The organism is Halomonas cibimaris, from assembly GCF_039537045.1.
GTDB classification, from domain to species: Bacteria; Pseudomonadota; Gammaproteobacteria; order Pseudomonadales; family Halomonadaceae; genus Vreelandella; species Vreelandella cibimaris.
The window spans coordinates 1-22,008 of record NZ_BAAAZT010000003.1 but is presented as its reverse complement, the minus strand read 5'-3'; the positions used below and the strand labels follow the sequence as shown (position 1 = coordinate 22,008).

The following is a 22,008-nucleotide window of genomic DNA, read 5'->3' as shown; positions in this document are numbered from 1 at the left end:
GGCCTGGCGGCGCACACGGCGCTGGAGCAACTGTTTGCCGGTGAGGTGCCTGCCTTCATGCGAGAGGACGAGCTGGATCAGGCAGCATGAGCTAAATAGTTACAAGCGGCAAAGCCCCGCGGCTGCGCCCGGCATTAACTTTCAGCGGCGTTACGGGCACACTGGATCGGTCGCTGCCGTTTTGCACGGCAGCCCACGCATCTTGATGCATCGCGCATAAGGAGGCAGACGTAATGAAAGCGGTTGCGTTCACCCAGCAGCTGCCCGTGGATAACCCGCAGGCACTGCTGGATATTGATCTACCCAAACCGGAGCCGCGGGGCCGGGACCTGCAGGTAGCGGTCCGGGCGGTCTCGGTCAATCCTATCGATACCAAGCTGCGTCGCCCCAAGGGCGACGGCGCCGACGGCCCGCACAGCGAGCCGCGGGTGCTGGGCTTTGATGCCAGCGGCGTCGTTGAGGCCGTGGGCCCGGAGGTGACGCGGTTCAAGCCCGGCGACGAGGTGTACTACGCCGGCGACATCACCCGCCAGGGCTCCAACGCCGAGTACCAGTGCGTGGACGAACGCATTGTCGGGGCCAAACCGGCCACGCTTGACTTTGCCGAGGCCGCCGCGCTGCCGCTGACCACGATTACCGCGTTTGAAGCGTTTTTCGAGCGGCTGGGCATTGATCCGGACGGCGCGGATAAAGGCCAGCGCCTGATGATCATCGGCGCCGGCGGCGGCGTGGGCTCCATCGGCATTCAGCTGGCAAAAGCCGCAGGGCTTGAAGTGATCGCCACCGCCTCCCGGGAAGAAACCACCCGCTGGGTGAAAGCGCTCGGCGCCGATCACGTGGTCAACCACCGCGAGCCTATGGTGGAGCAGGTGCGCGCGCTGGGCATCGAGCACGTTGACCATATTGCGATCTTCAACGACATGGGCCACTGGGACGCCGCCGTCGAGCTGATTCGCCCCCAGGGCGGCATCGTCAGCATCGACGATACCGAGCAGCCCATGCCCATGGCCGGGCTTAAGACCAAGGCGGCCAGCCTGCACTGGGAGTTCATGTTTGCCCGGCCGATGTTTAAAACGCCGGACATGATCGAGCAGCACCGGCTGCTCAACCGCGTGGCCCGCGACGTGGATGCCGGGCGCCTTCGCACAACGCTGAATACCGTGCTGGGCCCGATCAACGCGGCCCATATGCGCCAGGCCCACGCGCTGATCGAAGCCGGCACGGCCAAGGGCAAAGTGGTGTTGGAAGGTTTTCGCTAGGCTGCGATTTACTCTGGTGCTAAAACGCAAAAGCCCCGTTCCTGCTTTCAGGAACGGGGCTTTTTTGCCTTTGCTATGCAGGCACGCTTGCTATGCAGGCACGTTTGCTATGCAGGCACGGACGGCTTACCAGTCGGCCGGCTGCTTCGGGGTGTCCAGATGATGCTGGGTTTCCGGCAGCTGTGCGGTCTGGTTGGCGCGCGCCATCAGCACGAACTCGGCCTGGGTCAGCGCGGCGCTGTGCCCCAGCACGTTTTTGGCTTCAACGTTTGCCCGTGCCGGCAGCGAAGCCGGCGCGGTCGCGGCAATCGGTTCTGCAATGCTGCGGTTGGCCTGCTGGATGACCGCGCTGTCGCTGGCGCTGGCCGCGGCGGGTAGAATAGCGGCAATAACGAGAGAAAAAAGCAGTGACTTCTTCATGGTCGAACTCCGTAACAGTGACAGGGGCGTGGCCTTGATGCCGGCCGCCCTCGGTAATGGCTCCATGATGCCCCCGGCGGCGCTACGCGGCTAATTGAAAGTATTTATCAGACTAATTAGCTTGCTAATTTTTTTGCAGGGCCGCCGCGCCGTCCCGCTGTTTCCAGCCCAAGCCCGTTCGCGGGGCTTAAGATGTAAACAGCCGGCTCTGCCGGGCGATGCGGCGGCGCACGGCGCCTTCCACCACGGGGGTGCTGGCGCTTAGCAGGGTGAAGGTTTGGCGCGCCCGGGTTACGGCGGTGTAGACCAGCTCGCGGGTGAGAATCGGCGAGGGCGCATCCGGCATCACCAGCGCGGTGTGGACGAATTCCGAGCCCTGGGATTTGTGCACCGTCATGGCGTAGACGGTTTCTACCTGCTGCAGCCGGCTGGGCAGCACCCAGCGAATACCGCCCTGGCCGTCCCCGGCGGGAAAGGCCACGCGCAAAATGATCGCGGCGTCTTCGCGGTTGAACTCGGCGGGGACCGCCAGCGCGATGCCGATGTCACCGTTCATCAGCTTGAGGCTGTAGTCGTTGCCGGTAACCAGCACCGGGCGCCCTTCATACCAGGGGTTGGGCTGGGCGCCGGCTGCTCGGGCGGGCCGTGCAATCAGCCCGGCGCGGGCCAGCGCCTGCTCGATGCGCGGATTGAGCGCGTCGACGCCGTAGGGCCCGGTGCGCAGCGGAGTCAGCAGTTGAAACTGGGCGTGGGCCTTTAGCACGCCGGCGGCCCAGCGGTCCCAGTCGGCTTTGGCGGCGCCGGCGGCGGGGCGCTCTGCGCTAATGCCGCCGAGGTAATGGCGATATCCGCAGCCGCCGGGTCGGCCGGTGCCGTCGAGGGCGAGGGTCATCAGCCCCTGCGTTTGCTGCTGCACCTCGGGGTAGGCATCGTCGTCGAGCACGGCCAGCGCCCGGGCGCTGTCGCCAGCGTTGACGGCCCGGGCCAGCCGGCCGATGCCGCTGGCATCGTCAAAGCGAAAAGAGTGGCGCAGCATGGCAACGGCCTGATCCAGCGGGCGGCCGTGGCTGTCTTCCAGCGCGGCCGGCAGCGCCATGCCGGTGGCAGCGGCGAGCCAGCGGCTGATCGCCGGCTGGTAGTGGCCGGCCTCGGCCCGGGCGCACAGGCTGCCCAGCACCGCGCCGGCTTCCACCGAGGCCAGCTGGTCCTTGTCGCCCAGCAGTACCAGCCGGGCGTGGGGCGGCAGGGCGTCGAGCAGGGCGGCCATCATGTCGATATCCACCATTGAGGCCTCGTCCACGGCCACCATGTCCAGCGCCAGCGGGTTTCGGCGGTGATGGTGAAAGTGGCGCGTCCCCGGCCGCGCGCCCAGCAGCCGGTGTAGGGTGGCAACCTCGTGGGGAATGGCCGCCTGCACCTGCACGGCGTGGGGCAGCGCCAGCGCATCCAGCGCCTGGATCTGGCCGCTGATCGACTCGCTCAGGCGCGCTGCGGCCTTGCCGGTAGGCGCCGCCAGCCGTACAGCCAGCGGTGCGCCGCGCTCGCTGATGGCCTGCACCTGCAGCAGCGCCAACAGGCGGATGACCGTGGTGGTCTTGCCGGTCCCCGGGCCGCCGGTGATCACCGTGAACGGCGCGCGCGCGCCCAGCGCACAGGCCAGCTTTTGTGAACCGGCGCGTTCGGCGCCGGCCCTGTCGGGCGGAAACAGCACGTCCAGCACCGGGCGCAGGCCGGCCGGTTCGACGGCTTCGGCCGGCGTCAGGCGCGCGGCAATGCCCCGGGATACCTGCTGCTCGTGGCGCCAGTAGCGCCGCAGATAGAGATGGTCGTCTTCCAGCACCAGCGGGGTGTTGCCCGGCCCTTCGCCCACGGCCGACCAGCGGCGCAGCGCATCGGCCCAGCCGGCGGGCAGCCGGCGGATCAGCGCTTCCGGCGGCGGCGGGGCGCCGTCATCGCGGGAGACGGCAAGCAGGCTCTCCGGCGCCCGGCGGGCGCGCTCCAGGTCCAGTAGCAAATGCCCCTGGCCGGCCTGGTGGCTGACCAGCATGGCGGCCAGCAGGCCGGCGGGCTCGGCTTCCGGCGCCAGCTGCGCCAAGCGGTGGGCCAGCGCGGCGTCGAGATCGCGAATCCAGCCGTATTCCGCCCAGGCAAACAGCAGCCCGAGCAGGGCGGCGTTGTCCGTCAGCGCCTGATCGGCGCTTGGATAGGGCGCCCGGGCCAGGCGCAGCGTGGCGTCGTCGGTGTGGCTCACGGCGAGCCCTCCTTGGCAGCGGCGCGGTCGCCGGCCAGGCAGCGATCCAGCGCGTCGATAAAGGCCAGCGGCGGTTTGATGGGGATAACGCCCCGGGACGGCGCCTGGATGCCGCGCAGAAACACCAGCATGGCGCCGCCGACGTGGCGCTCGTAGTCGTAGTCCGGCAGCGTCTGGCGCAGGTGGCGGTGCACCGCGACCAGGTAGAGAGCGAGCTGCATGTCGTAGCGTTTGTCGAGCATGGCGCGGCGCAGCGCGTCGGCGTGGTAGGCGTCGTCGTCGGGCCCCAGCCAGTTGGATTTCCAGTCGATGATGTAAAACCGCCCGTTGTGCTCGGCGAGCAGGTCGATAAAGCCCTTGAGCAGGCCGTTGAGCCGCTGGTAGCCCAGCTGCGGGCGGGACGCCCCGGGGAACAGGTGCGCCCGGGTGAGCTTGTCCAAAGCCGGGGTCATGGCGTCGGCGGTGGCAAACCAGAAATCAGGCTCGGCGCGGTAGCGGGCAAGCTCGGCAAGCGTTAGCGTGCCGTCGTCGATGAGCGGGGTGGCCAGCCACTGCGCCATGGCGTGGCGCAGGGTATCAATGTGGTCGTCCCAGCCGCGCCGCTGGCAGCGCCGCGCCAGCCGTTCGAGCAGTGCGGTATCGTGCCGCGCGGCGGCGAAGCCGTGCTCGGCCAGAGCCTCCAGAATGCCGTGCAAAAAGGTGCCGGGCCCGGGCCCGCGAGGAAAGGCGTGCAGCGTGTCCGCCGCCGGTGCCCGGCGGTGCAGCGGCGCAAGCGCCGGGGCGGCGCTTGTTTCTTCCTCCAGCCCTTCGTCGAGCACCGCGGCCTTGGGAGTTTCCGGGGCGGCAGCCCCCCGCTGTTGCAGCGCCGAATAGCTGGCAATCCACCAGGGTGCAAAGGCGCGGTGGCCGGGAGTGCGCGCGGGCTTGGCCGGCACCGGCGCGGCCACCGGGCGGTAGCGGCTCGGCGCGCCGGCCTCTTCCTCCAGGGCGATGGCCGGGCTGTTTTCGGCCAGCGCAGCCCAGCGCTGGCGCAGGTCGGCAAGATCGGGGATCGGCTCGCCGCCGGCCAGCAGATACCCCAGCGCTGATTTGTGCAGAGTGGCGGTTTTGGCCTTGCCCAGGCGCAGCGGTGCCAGGCCGACAAAGGTGGCGTGGCGCGCGCGGGTCAGGGCGACGTAGAGCAGGCGCACCTCTTCTGACAGGCGCTCGTCGTCGGCCCGGGCGAAGCTTTCCCCGGCCGTTTGCTGGCTGGTGGCAAGTTCGAGCACCGGGCGGTCGTCTGCGTCATGGTAAAGCGGGGTGCCGGACTGGCCGCTGATGGGTTTGTAGGTGCAGAGAAACGGCAGGCACACCAGCGGATATTCAAGCCCTTTGGCCTTGAACACGGTGACCACCTGGATCAGGTTGGCGTCGCTTTCCAGCCGTAGAATCTGCTCGTCCTTGCCGGGTTCCTGCAGATGCTCGGCGAGCAGGCGCAGCAGGGCGTGGTCGCCGTCCAGGGTGTCGCTGGCCTGCTGGGCCCATTCGGTCAGGTGCAGCAGGTTGGTCAGCCGCCGCTGGCCCTGCTCGGCGGCCAGCAGCCGGGCGGGAATGCGGTAGTCGTGCAAAAGCTGGCGCAGCGCCGGCAGCACCCCGCGACGCTGCCAGCGCCGGCGATAGCCGATAAAGCGCTCCTGCACGCGCTCCCAGGCGGTCTCGTCGCGCTGCAGCCGGTCCAGCTCGGCAAGCGAAAGGCCCAGGGTGGCGGTGGCCAGCGCCGCGCGCAGCAGGGTCACCGACTCGGGGCTGGCCATGGCCTTGAGCCACTGCAATAGATCGCGGGCCTCGGCGGTGGCGAAGACGCTGTCGCGATCGGACAGGTAGACGCTGGCCAGCCCCCGTTCGCTGAGCGCATCGCGTATGGCGGCGGCTTCCCGGCGATCGCGCACCAGAATGGCGATGTCCCCGGCGCGCAGCGGGGTCGCCGCGGTGCCGTCCGGCGGAATAAAGCCGGCGGCGCTGGGGTCGGCGTCGGCCTGGTTGAGCCACTGGGCCAGGCGATCGGCGCAGCGGTGCGCGGCACGCTTGAGGTAGGCGGTTTTGCTGAGCAGGCCGGCGTCGTGGTCGGCGTCGCTCAGCAGCCAGCCGGTCAGGCCCGCGGCCGGGCGGCCGTCGAGGTGCAGCACTTCCCGGCGGCCGTTGGCCTGAACGGGGGCAAAGGGCAGGGGGTTGTGCGCCTCGGCGCCCGGGGTATCGGCAGCTGGCGCAAAGCGGAAGGCCGCGCGGGCGTGGCGGCGCTCGGCGCGGGCGAACAGGCGGTTGACCGCCTCGACGGTGACCTCGGCGGAGCGAAAGTTGGTGTCCAGGCTGTGATGACGGCCGCGGGTAGCGCGGCGGGCGGCAAGATAGGTATAGATATCGCCGCCGCGAAAGCCGTAGATGGCCTGTTTGGGATCGCCGATCAGCACAAGCGCGGCGGCCTCTTCGCCGTCAGCCGTCACGCCCGCCTCCGGGGCGGCGTCGGGCGTGCTGTGGCAAGCGCTGTCGGGGGTAAAGTAGATGCGCTCGAAGATGCGGTACTGCGCCGGGTCGGTATCCTGAAACTCGTCGATCATGGCCACGGGAAACTGCTCGCGGATGCGCCGCACCAGGGCGTCGCCGCCGTCGCCGTCGAGGGCCTCGGCCAGCCCGCGAATCATGTCGTCAAAGCCCAGCTGGGCGTTGGCCTCAAGGGTGTCAGCGAGGCGCCGGCGGACCCAGTCTCGGGCGTCGGCGAGCACCCGAGGGGCCAGCTCGCGTTCCAGCGTCTGGCTTTCGTCGCGGTAGGTGCGCCAGTCTTCCAGGCGATCAAACAGCGCCATGTCCGGCAGCGCGTGGCCCTTTTTCAGCTTGAGACGCCCGCGGGCGAGCTTGGTGACAAAGCCGGCCTCCGCCAGGGTGATGTCGCCGCGCCCCCAGGCGGCCAGCTGGGCTAGCCACTCGGCGAATGTGGCGTCGTCCTTGACGCCGCGGAACGTGTTGCCGCTCATCGCGTCGCGCAGCGCGTGCAGGGCATCGTGCACCGCGCCGGCGTCGGCGAGGTAGGCCTGGCGGGCGTCTTCTGCCAGGCGTTCGGCCGCTTCGCTGGCGTGGCGGTAGGCGTTCAGCTGCCGGCTGAAGTCGCCGGCGGCCAGCGGCTCGCCGCCGAACACCAGCCGGGCATCGTCGCGCTGCAGCAGGGGGCGCAGCTTGCCGTGCAGCGCATCCGGGGACGGAAACAGGTCAAGCATAGCGGCGGCCAGGCCCTCGGTGAGCGGGTAGACCCGGGTGCGCCAGTAGTCGGTGACCGCTTCCCGGGTGAGCTCGGTTAGATCCTTGACCACTTCCTGGCGGAAAAGCCTTGCGCTGTCGAAGGCGTGCTCTTTGAGCATGCGCTGGCTCCAGCCGTGAATGGTGGCAATGGCGGCGTCGTCCATCCACTCGGCGGCCAGGGTCAAACGCCGGGCGCAGCCGGGCCAGGCGTGCGGCGCCATGTCATCGCGCAGCGCCGCCAGCAGCGGGTCGCGCGCGGCCAGACCGTCGTCGCCGGCGTCGGCGCGAAAGGCGTCGGCGGCGTCTACCAGCCGGGCGCGGATGCGCTCACGAAGCTCGCGGCTGGCGGCTTCGGTAAAGGTGACCACGAGAATTTCCGGGGGAATCAGCGGCCGGAAAAAGCCGTTGGCGCGCTGTGAATCGTCGCTGTCGGGCTGGCCGTGGCCCAGCACCAGGCGCACGTACAGCAGGGCAATGGTAAAGGTCTTGCCGGTGCCGGCGCTGGCCTCGATCAGCTGGTTGCCGCGCAGGGGCAGCGTCAGGGGAAGCTGGCTCATGAGGTGGTCTCTTCGGCGTTATGGCGATGGGCGCGCGGGCGTGCGCCGCCGATCCAGGTGTGCACGTCGGCGTAGAGCTCGCGGCTGGCGCGGCCGAAGTCGGGGTGCGTCACCAGGGCGTCGAGGGTGGCAAACTCGCGCAGCACCAGCGGGCTGCGTTCGGGGAGATAGGCCCAGCTTGTCTCCCAGCTCTGGTAGAGCTCGCCGTCGTCGGCAAGGCCGAGGGGCGGCCAGTGTTCATCGCCGGCGGCGGGGTAGCGGGCCAGGGCGGCAAAGGCCAGATCGGGATGGGTCGGGGTGACGCTGCGCATGCCGCGCAGCCAGCCGTCCATCAGCGCGTTCAGCCGGGTTTTCGCGTCGGCGGCGGGCATGCCGGGAATCTCCAGCGTGCCGCTGGGCGAGACCAGATGGCTGGCAGCGCCGGGATAGCGCAGCTGCACGGCCAAATGCGCCGGCCAGTGGCGCAGAACATGCGGCCAGCGCAGGTCGTCGCCCCGGTGGATTTCGCCGGTCAGCAGCACAATGCGAGCAACGTCTGCGGGATCGTTGGACGCCGCGTGCAGATGCGTCAGGGTGTCGTCCAGGGTGAGCGGGGGGCTGCCCTCGGCCGGGGCTACGTCGCTTGCGTGGACGATACGCGGGGCGACGGCCAGCGGCTCGGGGTAGCGCGCCAGCAGATCGCGATAGGCGCTCAGCGCGGCGGGCACCCGCGCCAGCAGCTGGCGGCGGATGATCGGCCCGACCGGTGCGGGCGGATACTGCCCGGCGTTTTGCTGGCGCTCGACCTGACGGTCGAACAGTGCGGTGAGGTCGTCGTCGGTGCTGGCGGGCGTGCGGGCGAGCCGCTGGCCCAGCGGCTGGATCAGGGCGTCGCGCTGGTGCCATTTCTCCAACCCGGCAAAGGCGAAAGGCTCGTCGTCTTCGGTGAGCGCATCGTCGTCGTGCATCCGCGTGGCCAGGCGCTGGTGAAAAAGCGCGCTGATCGGGTCGCGCAGCAGGCCGGTGAGTGCGGCCAGCGCAATGGGCCCTTCGGGCTGCCAGGCGGTGAGGGCGGCGTCTGGCGTTGCCTCGGCGTCGTCTGCCTCGCCGGCGTGATGCAGCTCCTGCCATTCGTCGGCGTAGGTGAAAAGCGTTGAGTCGGCGCGAAAATACGCCGCGCCGAAGGGCTGCAGCGGGTGCGCGGTGGTCAGCGTGGCGAGCAGCGCCCGGGCAAGCTTGGCGGCCTCGCCGGGGGTGCGCTCGGCGTGGGGCGGCTGGCCGGCCAGGTGCCAGCCCTTGCCCAGGTGGTCGCGCAGCTGGCCTACCAGCACGCTCGGCGGCTGCTCGCCGTTGTCCTGGGGGCTGCGCGCGCACCAGCTGATGGTCAGCCGTTCGCGGGCGGATAGCAGCGCTTCAAGAAACAGGTAGCGGTCGTCGTCGCGGCGCGAGCGGTCGCCGGCGCGGTAGTGGCCGCGCATGGCCATCAGATCAAAATCCATGACGTCGGCCCGCCGCGGGTAGGCGCCGTCGCTCATGCCCAGCAGCACGATATGGCGAAAGGGAATGGCGCGCATGGGCATCAGCGTGGCAAAGCTGATCCGGCCCATGACAAAGCTCTGGGACAGCTGGGGCGCGTCAATGCGTGAAAGCCAGCTCTCGCGCACCACCGCCAGCGGCAGCGCAAGGCCGGCGTCGGCGGCGGCGATGTCGTCGCGCCAGTCTTCCAGGGCGGTTTGCAGCCGCTCGCGCAGGGCCTGCTCGGCGCTGCCGGTGGGCGTCAGGGTGGCGTCAAGCATGGCGGTCAGCGTGGCGCTCCAGTCGTCGGCGCAGCGCGGCTTGGCAAGCTGTGTGCGCAGCTCGCCGAGGGTAAGCATCAGCCGGTAGAGAGGGCCGGCAAGGGCGGCGTCGAGCCCGGCAACTTCGTCGTAGGGGACGATGCCGGCCCAGTCGTCGGCGTCGTCGTCGGCTTCGCCCACGGCGTAGCCCATGAGCATGCGTTCCAGGCCGAAGCGCCAGGTGTGCAGCTCGTCGTGTTCGGGCAGGCCCAGCTCGCTGCGCTGGGCGGCATCCAGCCCCCAGCGCACGTTGGCCTCGCCGATCCAGCGCTGCAGGGTGGGCAGATCGCTCTCCGCCAGGCCGAAGCGTTCGCGCAGCGGGGCGATGTCGAGCAGGTCGAGAATCTCGCTGGCGCGAAAGCGCAGCTGCGGCAGCGACAGCAGCGTTTCTACCGCCACCAGCAAAGGCTCGCGGTGGCGCTGCTGCTGGTCGGCGATGTGGTAGGGCAGATGGCGCGCCTCGCCCGGGGCGAACTGGCCGAACACCGCGTCGATGCCCGGGGCGTAGTCGTTGATGTCCGGCACCATGACCATGATGTCGCGGGGTTCGAGCGTGGGGTCGGCGGCGAAGGCGTCAAGCAGCTGGTCGTGGAGCACCTCAAGCTCGCGCTGGGGGCTGTGGCAGAGGTGAAAGGCAATCGAGGCGTCGGCGGGGTCAAGCGCCGGCCAGGTGGCCTGGGTTTCGGCCAGCGGGCGCAGGTTGAGAATGTCGTCCTGCAGCTGGCCGAGCAGCGAATCGGTGGGCGGTGCCAGAAACAGGTCCACGGAGCGGTCGAGCACGGCGTTCATGGCGGCGACGTCGGTGGCGTCGTGTTCGCTTAGCAGCTGCAGGTAGTCCCGGCCCTGCTTGCCCCAGGCGGCGAGCAGCGGGTGGGCGTGCAGGTGCAGCTGCTCGGGGGCGTGGTGAAGCGCTGCGGGCATGCCCCGGCGGCGCTGCTGGCGGGCGTGGCGGCGCAGCGCTTCACGGGTTTCGATGATCTCGCCCCAGTAAAAGCGGCAGGGGTTGAGCAGGCAGAGCACGACCTCGCTCAGCCCTGAGAGCGTGGCCAGCACTTCCAGGGTTTGCTGGGGCAGCGAGGAAAGGCCGAACACCACGATGCGCGGCGGCAGCTCGGCCGGGCGCTCGTCGAGCCGTTCGGCGGCGGCCTTGAAGCGGCGGTGCACCGCGCCGCGGTGGCTGTGGCGCTGGGTGCTATCCAGCGAGGCGTGGATCATCCGCCACAGCGCCGGCTGCCAGCGCTGCTCTTCGGGCACCGGGGCGGTGCGGTTGCCGGGCAGGGTGATGACGTCGTCGCCGGCTTCCCAGGCGTTCAGCCAGTCGGCGCGGTAGACCTGGTACTGATCGAACAGATCGGCCAGGCGCTCGGCCAGCTGGTAGTGCTTGCGCTGCTCGTCGTCGCGGCGCAGGTAGCGCGCAAGCGGGGCAAACAGCGGGTTGTCCAGAGCCTCGGGCAGCAGTGCGAGCAGCCGCCAGCACAGGCGGGCTTTGTCGTAGGGCGAGGTGGCCGGCACCGTGCCCGGCCCTTCCACGGCTTCGATCACGCTGCGATACGCCTGCCATTGAAAGCGCGCCGGCAGCGCAACTTCGGTACCCAGGCAGACGCCGTAGCCCGGCGCGCCCTGATGCTCGGCAATGGAGGTCTTGAGCCACTGGGCGATGCCGTTGCTCTGTACCAGAAATACCGTGCGCGCCAGCGGATGCAGCGGCGTTTGGCCCAGCCATGCCAGGGTCAAATCGCGCAGGTCTTCCATGCGATTGCCCTGCAGCACAATCAGGCCCTGGGAATTGGCGGCGTCAGTCATGAAGGTCTCCGCGATCGAGGATGGCGACGGCGCCCGCGTCCGTGCCCGTCGCCGGCCATGATACGCCGATTGTGGATACAAAAGGAGGCGCGGGGCGGGTTTACGCCGTGCTCTACTTCGCCGAAGTGCCGTTGACCCTGGATGACATCAAAGACGAAGTGGCCATGAGCAAGGCCAGCGTGAGCACGGGTATCCGTGAGCTCATGGAGACCGGCATGGTGGTGAAGGTGTGGAAAAAAGGCGATCGCAAGGATCACTATATCGCCGAGCGGGATTTTTTCCAGAATTTCCTGAGCTTCATGGTCAAGATGCTGCGCCTGGAGCGCGACGTTATCCACAAGGCAGTGGAGCAGGTAGAGCCTCAGATGCGCGATCTGGCCGATAACGCGGCCGACAGCGACATTCGCGAAATCGCGGCAAAGGACGCTGCGCGAGTGAACGGCTCCAAAGCCTACCTGACATGGATCATGCGGCTGGCCAACGCCATGGAGTCCGGCGAGATTTTCGCCCATTTCCCTCGGCCCGAGCCTGCCGAAACCCCTCAAGCGCGTGAGCGCTGATAGCGCGCATCCAACCGGAGACAACACAGCATGACGATAAGTGATACGGCCCTGGTGGTCATCGATTTGCAGAAAGAAAGCGGCTTTGGCCTGTTCGGCATGGACGAGGTGGTGCGCAACACCCAGCGCACGATCGAGGCCTGTCGCGCGGCGGGTATTCCGGTGATTTATACCCGCCAGATCAACCGCCACGACGGCGTCGGGCTTTCCCTGGACGAGCCCCGCCACGCCAGCGGCGAGCCGCTGTATTACGCCGACAACTGCGACAGCATCGATATTTTAGACGAGGTGGCGCCCGAGGACGGCGATATCGTGATCGACAAATACCGCTGGAGCGCCTTTTTTGAAACGAGCCTGGATTTGATGCTGAAAAGCCTGGGCGTCAAGCATCTGATTATCGGCGGGGTGGTGACCGACGGCTGTTTGATGACCTCGGTCTTCGATGCCTACTTCCGCGACTACCGCCTGCAGCTGGTCCACGACATGTGCACCGCGTCCAACGAGGGCGCGCACATGGCCGCGCTGACGATCATGGCCAACTGGGTGTATGCCCTGGAAATGCTGGATACCGACAACATGATCGCTTGTTTGGGCGGCGGCGACTACACCGCCTGGCAGGCCAGCGAGGCTGACGCGCTGCCCTTCGCGCCGGAAACGCTGCGTGAAACGTTCGGCAAGCTTGTCGCACCGTCGCGGTAACGCCGGCCACTACAATGATGGCCGCGTACGAGGATGACGGCGTGCCGTTCGAGACTTCCGCTGCCGAGTGGATCGACGACAACCGCGAACGCGTGGACGCGATGCTGGGTAAATAAGGCCCGGCTTAACGCTTATACCGCGACGGCGACGGGCGCTGCCCGCCGCCGTTTTAACGCTACCACCCCCAGAACATAAGCCACCACGCCAGCAGTACCACGCCGATGGCCAGCGCCGTGCCGGCAAACCCGCCCAGACGCCTGAAGCCCGTGGCGTAGCGCCCGGCGATTTTCCAGCCCAGGTGCGCGCACCAGGCGGCGGTGGCGATCAGCAGCGCCGCTCGGGCGTCGTTGACCCACAGCATGCGCAGGCCGTCGCCGCGCAGCAGCGTTACCGTGACGGTAGAAAGCCCGAGAAACACCCCCAGCCCGCCCAGCGGAATCAGCGCGTAGCTCAAATGCCACAGCCGCTGCCAGGACCAGCCGCCCAGCGCGCGGTTGCCGAGTGCCAGGCTAACGCTGAGCAGCGTGCCCATCACCACCCCGGTGGCGAGGATGTAGCCGATCAGCAGCGCGCCGTCGAGCAGGTTGAAAACGTCGTTTTGCGCCGGGTAGTTGGTCAGCACCCACCAGGGGGCGGTGGTTTCCAGCGGCCACAGCCAGCCGTGGCCGACCAGCCAGGTGGCGATGGCCTGCTTGAGCGGCACAAACCACGGGCTGGCCGTCCAGTGAAAAGCGCCGATGGCGATGCCCAGCAGGCCAAAGACCAGCAGGGCAAACTCCCAGACGCTGGCCGGGCGATCGCGCGCCGGGGCGATAAGCTCGCTGCCGGGCTTGCGCGCCTGCAGCGTTATCGCGCCCTTGTAGCCGCTGCAGCGCGAGCACATGTGGCAGTCGCTGGTGCTGTCGAGCTGTTTCAGCGGAATCAGCGGCGCGCAGTTGGGGGCGGAGTGGCGCACGACTTCGCCTTGGCGGGCGCGGCGGTTGAAGTCTTCCCAGGCGGCCTTGTCGGTGTGGTAGTGCACCGGGGCAATCTTGGCGAGCAGGGCGAACACGCCGTTGACCGGGCAGAGATGGCGGCACCACACCCGGGTGCCCTTGCCGTAGATCAGCCCCACCACCACGGCCGCCACGGTGGAGCCGCCCAGCACCACCAGGGCGCCGGTGGGGTACTGGTAGACGCTGGCCATCTGGCCGTACAGCGTGGTGCCCAGAAACGCCACGAACGGCCAGCCCTTCCAGCGTATCCAGGGCGGAATGGGCCGGCCCAGCCCCACCCGGCTGGCGGCCTCGGAAAGTGAGCCCTCCGGGCAGAACACGCCGCACCACAGCCGGCCGAACAGCACCATGCTGACCAGCACAAAGGGCCACCAGATACCCCAGAAGACAAAGGCGGAAAACACCGTCAGGTTGGAAAGAATATGTGCCTGGTGGTCGGGCAGGGGCAGCCAGGCCGGCACCAGCAGCAGCACGGCATAGATGCCCACCACCAGCCACTGGATCACCTGAATGGCCTTGCGATGGCGCTGCAGGGCCTGGCCCAGCGCCGCCAGCCGCGGGTTGCGCGGCGCCGCCATGCCGGCCGCTGTCTGACAGCCGCCCATCAGAGAGCCCCCGTGCCGGCGTTCAGGTGCCGGCTGAGCCGGGCGCAGGCAGCGCTTGTGGCCTGCGTTCCCCCGGCGCTTTTACACCCCACGATCGTTGGCGCCTGTGCGCTCATGCTGCCTCCTTGGGTGGCGTTTGGCTTTCGACAGCGGTTGGCCGCCGGCCGTCACGCAATAGGCGTTAGTAGCCGCCTTTTTTGCCGGTGCCGGCGTATACGAACGTGTAGTCCACCTGGAAAGTGTCGTACCACTCGGGCACGCCGGTTTCCTTGTCAATGTGGCGGGCAAACTGCGGTGCGCTAACGGTGTAGGTCAGGCGGTACTTGCCCGGGCCGTCGAGCTTGACGTTGGCGCCGTAGTGGGTTCCGTCGTTGGCGATCATGGGCATAAAGCGCCCTTCAATGGGCGTTTCGCTGCCGTCTTTGATCAGTTCGTAGTCAATCTCCAGGTAGGGCACCCAGGCACCGGGAGCGAAGCCGTAGGGATTTTCGGGCAGCGCGCTGATATCGGCTTCCAGATGTACATCGGCGTTCTCGGCGGCCCGCTTGCCGGCAGGCGCCATGGTGACCGGCTGCAGATAGACGGCGGCGATTTCCATGCCGTTTTTTTGGTGAGGCTCGCCGACGGGGTATTCAAGCGCCAGCGCTTGGGTCGCGAAGGCGGCCAGCGGCAGGGCGATCAGGGGCAGGCGTTGCATAAAGGCTCCTTGCAAGAGTGGGCGTGTACCGTGTATACGGCATCATTTTGCATGAATGAGACTCGGTCTCAATAATATTCTGCGCTATGCGACGATGCACCGCGGTAAATGCCGCCGGCGGCATAAAGTTTTAGCGTATGCCTTGCCAAATTATTTGCACATGTTTTATACAATGCCCCGCGCTTGAACAGCACGGCGAGCCCTGCCGCTTGCTCGACGGCGAGTCCGCTTAATGCCTTAATCAATCACTAGCCGCATAGTGATGTGGAGCCAACATGAACGACCTGCCAAACGCCAGCCGTGCCCGACGCGAACGCACTTTCTTTGGCCACCCTTGGCCGCTTGCGACGCTGTTTGGCATGGAGGTCTGGGAGCGCTTTTCCTTCTACGGTATGCAGGCGATCCTGCTGATCTACCTGTATTACGAGACAACGCGCGGCGGGCTGGCGATCAGCCAGCCGGTGGCGATCGGCATTGTCGGCGCCTACGGCAGCGGGGTGTATCTGGCGGCGATTCTCGGGGGCTGGTTTGCCGATCGGGTGTTCGGCGCTGAACGCACGCTTTTTTACTCCGGCATTATCGTCATGCTGGGGCATGCGGCCCTGGCGCTTATTCCCAGCGTCCACGGCGTGGCCGTGGGGCTTGTGTGCATCGCGCTGGGCGGCGGCGGGGTCAAGGCGACCTGCTCGTCGCTGGTGGGCTCGCTCTACGCGCCGGGGAGCCCGCGGCGGGATGCGGGTTTTTCCCTGTTCTATCTGGGCATTAACGTCGGCGGTTTTGCCGGCCCGCTGCTCACCGGGGTTTTGCAGCAAAGCGCCGGCTTTCACTACGGTTTTGGCATCGCCGCGCTGGGCATGGCCGCTGGCCTTTTGCAGTATGCCAAGGGACGCAAGCAGCTGCCGGAGGCGCAAAAGGCCGCGCCGACGCCGCTGGATGAAGGCAGTGCCAAACGCTACGCCGTCGCCGGCGCCGCGGCCGTTGCCGGCCTTGCCCTGGCCATCGCCGCGGGCTGGGTGCGCGCCGATAACCTTGCCGCCGTGCTGCTGGGCATTATTGCCTGCGCTTCCGTGGCGTACTTCTACGTCATCCTGCGCTCCGATCGGGTAACGAATGAAGAAAAGCGCCGGGTGTACGCCTTTATTCCGCTGTTTTTGACCAGCGCGGTTTTCTGGGCGCTCTACAGCCAGTTCTATACCGTCATTACCGCGTTTTTCGACCAGCGCGTGAATCGCGACTTCTGGGGCTGGACGGTGCCGGTGGGCTGGCTGGTGTCCGTGCAGGCGTTGACCATCATCGTTTTTTCCGGCGTGTTTGCCTGGCTTTGGACCACCCTTGGCAAGCGCCAGCCCTCGTCTGCGGGCAAGTTCGTGCTGGCCATGGGCATCATCGGGCTGACCTTTCTTGGCTATGTGCCGTTTCTGGGTAGCTTGGCGGACAGCATGCCGCTTTCCGTGCTGGTGGTGCTGCTGCTTGGCTTTACCTGTGCCGAGCTGTGCCTTTCGCCGATTGGCCTTTCGGTCTCGACAAAGCTGGCGCCCCGGGCGTTTCAAACGCAGATGCTGGCGCTTTTTTTCATGTCGATGTCGCTGGGCTTTGCCTCCGGCGGCGAGCTGGGCGGCCTCTACACCCCGGAAACCGAAGTGACCTATTTCGTGACCATGGCGGTCATTGCCCTGGGCAGCGGGGCGCTGCTGCTGGTTTGCCTGCCGTTTATCCGCAAGACCATGCAGGGAGTGGACTGACGCCCGGCCGCGGCTAAAAGCTGGAAAGCCCGGTGGCCTCCATCAGCCGGTAGCGCCAATAGGTGACCGGGCCGGGGGCCTTTTCGGGGAGAAAGGGCCGGCTGGTACGCCGCTCGGCCGGGGAGCGCCACTGGCGCTCGAACAGTGCGGCGGCACCGGCAAGCGCCGGCGTGTCTGTACGGCCGGCAAGCGCGACGTTGGTTTCCAGGTTGAGATTGTCCAGGTTGCGCCGGGTGTAGTTGGCCGAGCCCAGGATCATCGCCGCGCGGGCGGCGGGGTCGCTCGGGGCCTGGCGGTGCAGCAGCAGCTTGGTGTGGCACTGCTCGCCGCGGGTGATGCAAAAACGCACGTCGATGCCGGCCGCGTGGAGTTCGGCAGCGACCGGGCGATTGGGCACGCCGCTTTTGGCCAGGCCAAAGGCCTGGCGGTTGGGGTCGAGCAGCACGCGCACGGCCACGCCGCGGGCGCTGGCGGCCTTGAGAGCGGCGATCAGCGGGCGGTGGGAGAGATAAAACATCGCGATATCCAGCCGCTCGCCGCGCTTTGCCCGCTTGATGCGGGTGAGCACAGCGTCGCGAATGGCCGCTTCGGTGAGAATGCGCAGGCGCGGGCCGTCGCTGTCAGTGGCCGGTGCCGCTTGCCTGGCCGGTTTGGCCGAGGCCGCCGGCCAGGCGCTCGCGTCAGGCGCTTTTCCGCTGCTCGACCAGCCGGCGAGCAGGCGTTCGGAAGCCAGCAGGTCAAGTGCTGCCGGGCCGCTAAAGCGCAGGCCGACGTTGTCGTGGCGGCTGCTGGCGTCGTGGGGGTTGGCGCTGGTCACCAGCCCGGTCCAGCCGTCGCCGTCATCCACCACCAGCGTCTTGCGGTGGTTGGCACGCACGTTGGCCAGCGCCAGATAGCTGCGCAGGGTGATCTGGCCGTGCCCCAGCGGGTTGGGCAGCCAGCCGCCGCCGGCGTCGTTGCCCAGCCGGTTCAGCCCCAGATGCCAAAGCCCCGACCACAGCGGGTTGGAGGCGCGCAGCCGGGCAAGGTCGGTGATGATCAGCTCCACGCCGGCCCGGCGCAGCCGCGCAAAGTGCGCGGGCTGCTGCGCGCCGTAAAGCGTATTGAGCGGGTCGGTGATCACCCTCACGGTCATCTCGGGGTAGCGGCGCTTCTGGGCGATCAGCGCTGCGGTCAGCTCGCGCGACAGCGGGCGCGCGTCGTCGCCTGTGGCGCTGCCGGCGAAGTCGTTGAACAAAAACATGTCCACAACGATCAGCCGCCGCGCCTGGCCGATCAGGGCCAGCACTTCGTCAAAAATCGCCTGATCGACGTGGCGCTGCCCGTCGGCGTCGTACCAGGTTTCATCGGTGAGCAGCCGCACGTTTTCCGCCGGCCGGGCAGGCCAGGCGACGCCGACGCCTGCGGGCAGCGGCTTGTAGCGCTGCCAAAGCCCCATGCTCAGCCAGGCCGCCAGCAGCAGTAACAGGATTCCAGGCATGATGCGTTGACCTCGCAAGCGCCGCTTTCCCGAGCCGAGCATGAGAACTCCGTGACGTGGCGGTGTTACAGCGCGGCGGGAAAATTCGCCAGGCTATCGGTAAAGCGCTGCTTGTAGCGCTCGAACAGCGTGCGGTCGCGCTTGAAGCCCTGGGCCACGGCGGTGTCGTCAACGCTGAGCGGCGTGGCGATGTCGGCAAGCGCGGTCGCCGGGTGCTTGTCGTTCAGGCCGATGCGGATGCCGTGGGGGCCGTCGAACCAGCGGCCAAGGCCGGCGTGGGTCAGGCGCTGCTGCTCGGCGTCGTCGTTGGCGTCCACGCGCAGCGGTGCGCGCTGGGCCAGCTCGTGGATCAGCACCATGGCCGGGGAGCTGCCCGCCGGGGTGTCAAGATCCAGCATCAGCATCGGCGTCATGCCCTGGTTGGCCTTGTCGAGCACCAGCAGGGCCAGGGCGAGCGGGCGCGAATCATCGTCCACCAGCGCCAGCACCCGGGCCGCCTGCTGCTCGAACAGCACGCCGGTGACGCCGGCAAAGCGCAGCAGCGGCGTAAGGCCCGATTCGCTGCCGAAGGTGTCGGCACACAGCCGCGCCAGGCAGGCGTCACGCTGGGCCGGCTCGTTGACCTGAATCACTCGCATGAAATCTCCTGAGCGTGCCTTGCACGCGTTGGTATGCCGGTATTGCCGTGCGCAACGGCGGTAAAATCGGGCCAAGCCTAGCACAGGCGGCACCGGGAGAAACGCCGCTGGCCGCCCAGCGCGGTGCATGGCCAAAGCCTCGGGCTGAAAGTGCGGGCGGTTGTTGGTTACACTGGCCGACTACTTGGATACGCCGCACGGCTGGGAGGGTTGCATGCGCACCGTCAAGGATCGTCTTCGCCATGCGATCTCGTTTGAAATAATTGGTCTTTTGCTGGTGATTCCGCTGGGCGGCTGGCTGTTCGCCAAGCCGATGAACGATATCGGCGTGATTGCCGTGGTGGGGGCGACTATCGCCACCTGCTGGAACTACGCCTATAACCTGGGATTTGACCACGCCATGAAGCGCCTGCGGGGTGAGGTGCGCAAAACCCTGCTCATTCGCGTGCTGCACGCCGTTTTGTTTGAAGTCGGCCTTTTGATGGCGCTTTTGCCGTTTATCGCCTGGTATCTGGAGATGTCTGTTTTCCACGCCTTTCAGATGGATATTTCGTTTTCGCTTTTCTACGTCGTCTACGCCTTTGTCTTCAACTGGGCCTATGATCTGGTGTTTCCCGTGGGCGGCGAATACAGCGCCGCCAACGCCGGCACCAACTCATGAATCGGTGCGGTGTTCTACACGGCGGGTGGAGGGCTTGCGCGCCACCAGCGCACGCACCAGCGAGCCCAGCAGTACCGGCGTATCCTTTTCTATGACAAATCCCGCGCCTTCCAGCAGCGGCCGCGCCTGGCGGGTGATGTCGGTGGCAATGGCCGAGGTCACCGCGTTTGCCGCGCGCCGGGCAAGGCCGGCCGGGCGGGCATCCGGCTGGAACTTGTCCAGCACGCACAGCTGGCCGCCGCTTTTCAGCACTCGATAGGCCTGGTCAAGGCCGCAGGCCGGGTCGGGCATGACCGCCAGCACCAAGTGCATGATCACCGCGTCAAAGTCGCCGTCGGCGTAGGTGAGCCGTTCGGCGTCCATTTGTTCTATCTGCGCGTGTTTACCCAGGGCATCGGCGCGCTTTTGCAGCCGCCGCACCATGGCCGGCGAGAGATCCGTTGCGTAAAGCGCGATATCGTCCGGCAGCCAGGGCAGATCAAGCCCGGTGCCCGCGCCTACCAGCAGCACGCGCATGCCCGGCCGCCATTCGATCTGCGAAAGCGAGGCACGCCGCGCCTGACGCAAGGCGCGCTCGGCCACGGCATCGTAGACGGGCGCGTACAGATCGTAGCGGATTCGATTCCAGGCGGTGGTGTTGAACATACGATATCTCCGTGGTCGCGCTCAGCGTGGGCCGCGCAAGCAGGCCCTGTAGCGGCATGTGTGCAAAACGCTACGTTTTTTGGCCGCCGATGTCAGCAGCAGCGAAGGTCCGCCAAGGGGCTGCCTACCCTGACGGCGCGCTATATTTTTGTTTTACTTGGAATTTGTCACCGCAATCAGCAGCGAGGCCGGTATGTCGTTACTCGATCAAACCCCGCTTTCCGTTTTGGATCTGGCGCCGATCCGTCAGGGGGAAAGCGCAGGCGATGCCCTGGCAGACAGCGTAGCTTTGGCGCAAAAGGCCGATGCGCTGGGCTATCATCGCTACTGGCTGGCCGAGCACCACAACATTGACGGCATTGCCAGCGCGGCGACGTCGGTGCTGATCGGCCATGTGGCAAGCCAGACCGAGCGCATTCGCGTGGGCAGCGGCGGGATCATGCTGCCCAACCATGCCCCGCTGGTCATCGCCGAGCAGTTTGGCACGCTGAACGCTTTGCACCCCGGCCGGATTGATCTGGGCCTGGGCCGCGCGCCGGGATCCGACGGGGCCACCATGCGCGCGCTGCGCCGCGACCCGTTCGCCGGGGTGGAAGACTTCCCCGAGCGGCTGGCCGAGCTGCGCCGCTATCTGGGCACGCCCGCGCCGGGGCAGCGCATTCGCGCGGTGCCCGGGCAAAATTCCCACGTTCCGGTATGGCTTTTGGGTTCCAGCGGCTATAGCGCCCGGCTTGCCGGGCAGCTGGGGCTGCCGTTTGTCTTTGCCGCGCAGTTCGCCCCGGCCCACCTTAAAGAGGCGCTGGCGCTGTATCGCCGGGCGTTCTGCCCGTCTGAAGTGCTGGATGAACCCTACGCCATGGTGGGGCTGCCGGTGATCGTGGCCGAAAGCGACGCCTACGCCCACTACCTGAACACCACCGCCCAGCAGAAATTTCTCAACCTGCATCGCGGCCGCAGCACCCAAAGCCTGCCGCCGGTGGAGCATATTGACTGGACGCCCCGCGAGCAGGCCGCCGTAGCACAAAACCTGGGCGCGGCAGTGGTAGGTGAGCCCGAACGCGTGCGCGAAGGGCTGGAGGCGTTTTTGCAGCAAACCGGCGCCAACGAGCTGATGGTCGTGACCGATGTCTACGACCGCGAGGATCGCCTGCGCTCGCTTGAGCTGCTGGCCGAGCTGTGCCGTGGCTAAACGGCGCCGGTGGATACGGCGCATACGGTGACTGCTCCCCGCCCTACGCGCTAATGCGCCACGGACGGGGCTTCCCACTTCAACAGCTGCTACCGACAGTACGCCGGCTTTACGCGAGCCTCAGTAGGCAGAGACGGACAGCCCTGCCGCCTTTAACTGCACGATGCCTTGATCCCGGCTTATTCACCGGAACGCTGACTGGGCATCCTGAAGCCCCGGGGAGCCGGTAGCTCGTCGCCGGATGCCGATTTCGAGACGGCACCGTCTTCCGGTGACGCTCTGTCCGGCTGCTATCGCCGTTATTCAGCCCCTTCCCTGCCTTGTCGTCGGTCATCCGGGCAGCCGGAACCGCCGGTCATCGACAGGACCGGCGTCTCACTCTCTCGCTTATGCGACCGCTGAGGCGTCAGCGCAACGCTGTCAGTTTTGGTAGCCCTTTCAGCAGAGTCGGCCACCATTTATCGGCTGCGGCGCCGNCGGATCAGGCTCCAGCCCTGTCGGGTTTGCCGTTCCAGCACGCAACGCAGACCATGCAGCACCTGATAGGCGTAAAGGCTCAGCAGAAGACTCGCCTCGTTGCGATCCATCACGTTCTGCTCGGTAGAGGCGCCGCGATCCGTCGACGAGAGGTGGACATCCAGCGCCGACTTGACCTCGCCCATGTGCGCCTCGGCGCTGCCGCGCTTGCGGTACAGCGATAACACCTTTTCCGGCGGCCAGTGG

15 protein-coding genes and 1 pseudogene are annotated in these 22,008 nt (G+C 67.3%); 6 read left to right on the top strand and 10 right to left on the bottom strand.

Annotated features, from left to right (window positions below; genetic code table 11):
- Nucleotides 1-233 precede the first annotated feature (233 nt).
- Nucleotides 234-1,259, top strand: a complete 1,026-nt coding sequence (locus ABD654_RS00090) for a zinc-binding alcohol dehydrogenase family protein (RefSeq protein WP_344701043.1) — start codon at nucleotides 234-236, stop codon at nucleotides 1,257-1,259.
- Between the two features lie 126 nt (nucleotides 1,260-1,385).
- On the opposite strand, the gene ABD654_RS00085 is transcribed toward ABD654_RS00090, so the two are convergent.
- From ABD654_RS00085 to recC, 4 genes are all read right to left on the bottom strand, one after another.
- Nucleotides 1,386-1,679 carry a hypothetical protein gene (locus ABD654_RS00085; protein WP_344701041.1) on the bottom strand — a complete coding sequence of 98 codons (294 nt, stop codon included), beginning with the start codon at nucleotides 1,677-1,679 and terminating at the stop codon, nucleotides 1,386-1,388.
- A 187-nt stretch (nucleotides 1,680-1,866) separates the two neighbouring features.
- The gene (recD, locus tag ABD654_RS00080) at nucleotides 1,867-3,930 is read right to left on the bottom strand and encodes an exodeoxyribonuclease V subunit alpha (RefSeq protein ID WP_344701039.1); all 2,064 of its coding nucleotides are present in this window, start codon (nucleotides 3,928-3,930) and stop codon (nucleotides 1,867-1,869) included.
- Entirely contained in the window at nucleotides 3,927-7,757 is a 3,831-nt protein-coding gene (gene recB, locus ABD654_RS00075) for an exodeoxyribonuclease V subunit beta (RefSeq protein ID WP_344701037.1), read from the bottom strand. The genes recD and recB overlap by 4 nt, the downstream gene beginning before the upstream one ends.
- Nucleotides 7,754-11,374 carry an exodeoxyribonuclease V subunit gamma gene (gene recC / locus ABD654_RS00070; RefSeq protein ID WP_344701035.1) on the bottom strand — a complete coding sequence of 1,207 codons (3,621 nt, stop codon included), beginning with the start codon at nucleotides 11,372-11,374 and terminating at the stop codon, nucleotides 7,754-7,756. Before recC ends, recB begins: the two co-directional genes overlap by 4 nt.
- 20 nt (nucleotides 11,375-11,394) lie before the next feature.
- Between recC and ABD654_RS00065 the strand changes: the two genes are divergently transcribed.
- Together ABD654_RS00065 and ABD654_RS00060 are read left to right on the top strand one after the other, a co-directional pair.
- Entirely contained in the window at nucleotides 11,395-11,934 is a 540-nt protein-coding gene (locus ABD654_RS00065; RefSeq protein ID WP_344701033.1) for a GbsR/MarR family transcriptional regulator, read from the top strand.
- A 30-nt stretch (nucleotides 11,935-11,964) separates the two neighbouring features.
- Nucleotides 11,965-12,633 (top strand): cysteine hydrolase family protein, encoded by a 669-nt coding sequence (locus tag ABD654_RS00060; protein WP_344701031.1) that lies wholly within the window; start codon nucleotides 11,965-11,967, stop codon nucleotides 12,631-12,633.
- 175 nt (nucleotides 12,634-12,808) lie between these two features.
- On the opposite strand, the gene ABD654_RS00055 is transcribed toward ABD654_RS00060, so the two are convergent.
- Both ABD654_RS00055 and ABD654_RS00050 read right to left on the bottom strand, forming a co-directional pair.
- Nucleotides 12,809-14,206: a 4Fe-4S binding protein gene (locus tag ABD654_RS00055; protein ID WP_344701029.1), complete on the bottom strand. Its 1,398-nt coding sequence runs from the start codon at nucleotides 14,204-14,206 to the stop codon at nucleotides 12,809-12,811.
- 208 nt (nucleotides 14,207-14,414) lie between these two features.
- Entirely contained in the window at nucleotides 14,415-14,930 is a 516-nt protein-coding gene (locus ABD654_RS00050) for an iron transporter (protein ID WP_344701027.1), read from the bottom strand.
- A gap of 275 nt (nucleotides 14,931-15,205) precedes the next feature.
- On the opposite strand from ABD654_RS00050, the gene ABD654_RS00045 reads away from it, so the two are divergent.
- Complete coding sequence (locus tag ABD654_RS00045) at nucleotides 15,206-16,672, top strand: peptide MFS transporter (protein WP_344701025.1); 1,467 nt, start codon at nucleotides 15,206-15,208, stop codon at nucleotides 16,670-16,672.
- 13 nt (nucleotides 16,673-16,685) lie between these two features.
- Here ABD654_RS00045 and ABD654_RS00040 read toward each other — a convergent pair whose 3' ends face one another.
- Both ABD654_RS00040 and ABD654_RS00035 read right to left on the bottom strand, forming a co-directional pair.
- Complete coding sequence (locus ABD654_RS00040; RefSeq protein WP_344701023.1) at nucleotides 16,686-18,152, bottom strand: phospholipase D-like domain-containing protein; 1,467 nt, start codon at nucleotides 18,150-18,152, stop codon at nucleotides 16,686-16,688.
- 65 nt (nucleotides 18,153-18,217) lie between these two features.
- Nucleotides 18,218-18,790 carry a hypothetical protein gene (locus ABD654_RS00035; RefSeq protein WP_344701021.1) on the bottom strand — a complete coding sequence of 191 codons (573 nt, stop codon included), beginning with the start codon at nucleotides 18,788-18,790 and terminating at the stop codon, nucleotides 18,218-18,220.
- A 214-nt stretch (nucleotides 18,791-19,004) separates the two neighbouring features.
- On the opposite strand from ABD654_RS00035, the gene ABD654_RS00030 reads away from it, so the two are divergent.
- A complete protein-coding gene (locus ABD654_RS00030) occupies nucleotides 19,005-19,451 on the top strand; it encodes a PACE efflux transporter (RefSeq protein ID WP_344701019.1) in 447 nt (148 codons plus the stop codon).
- Here the strand turns inward: ABD654_RS00030 and ABD654_RS00025 are convergent.
- Complete coding sequence (locus ABD654_RS00025; protein WP_344701017.1) at nucleotides 19,446-20,096, bottom strand: class I SAM-dependent methyltransferase; 651 nt, start codon at nucleotides 20,094-20,096, stop codon at nucleotides 19,446-19,448. The genes ABD654_RS00030 and ABD654_RS00025 overlap by 6 nt on opposite strands.
- Before the next feature lie 193 nt (nucleotides 20,097-20,289).
- Here ABD654_RS00025 and ABD654_RS00020 point away from each other — a divergent pair, with 193 nt between their 5' ends.
- A complete protein-coding gene (locus ABD654_RS00020) occupies nucleotides 20,290-21,285 on the top strand; it encodes an LLM class flavin-dependent oxidoreductase (RefSeq protein WP_344701015.1) in 996 nt (331 codons plus the stop codon).
- 406 nt (nucleotides 21,286-21,691) lie between these two features.
- Here the strand turns inward: ABD654_RS00020 and ABD654_RS00015 are convergent.
- A pseudogene (locus ABD654_RS00015) lies at nucleotides 21,692-22,008 on the bottom strand (IS1380 family transposase); the annotation flags it as partial.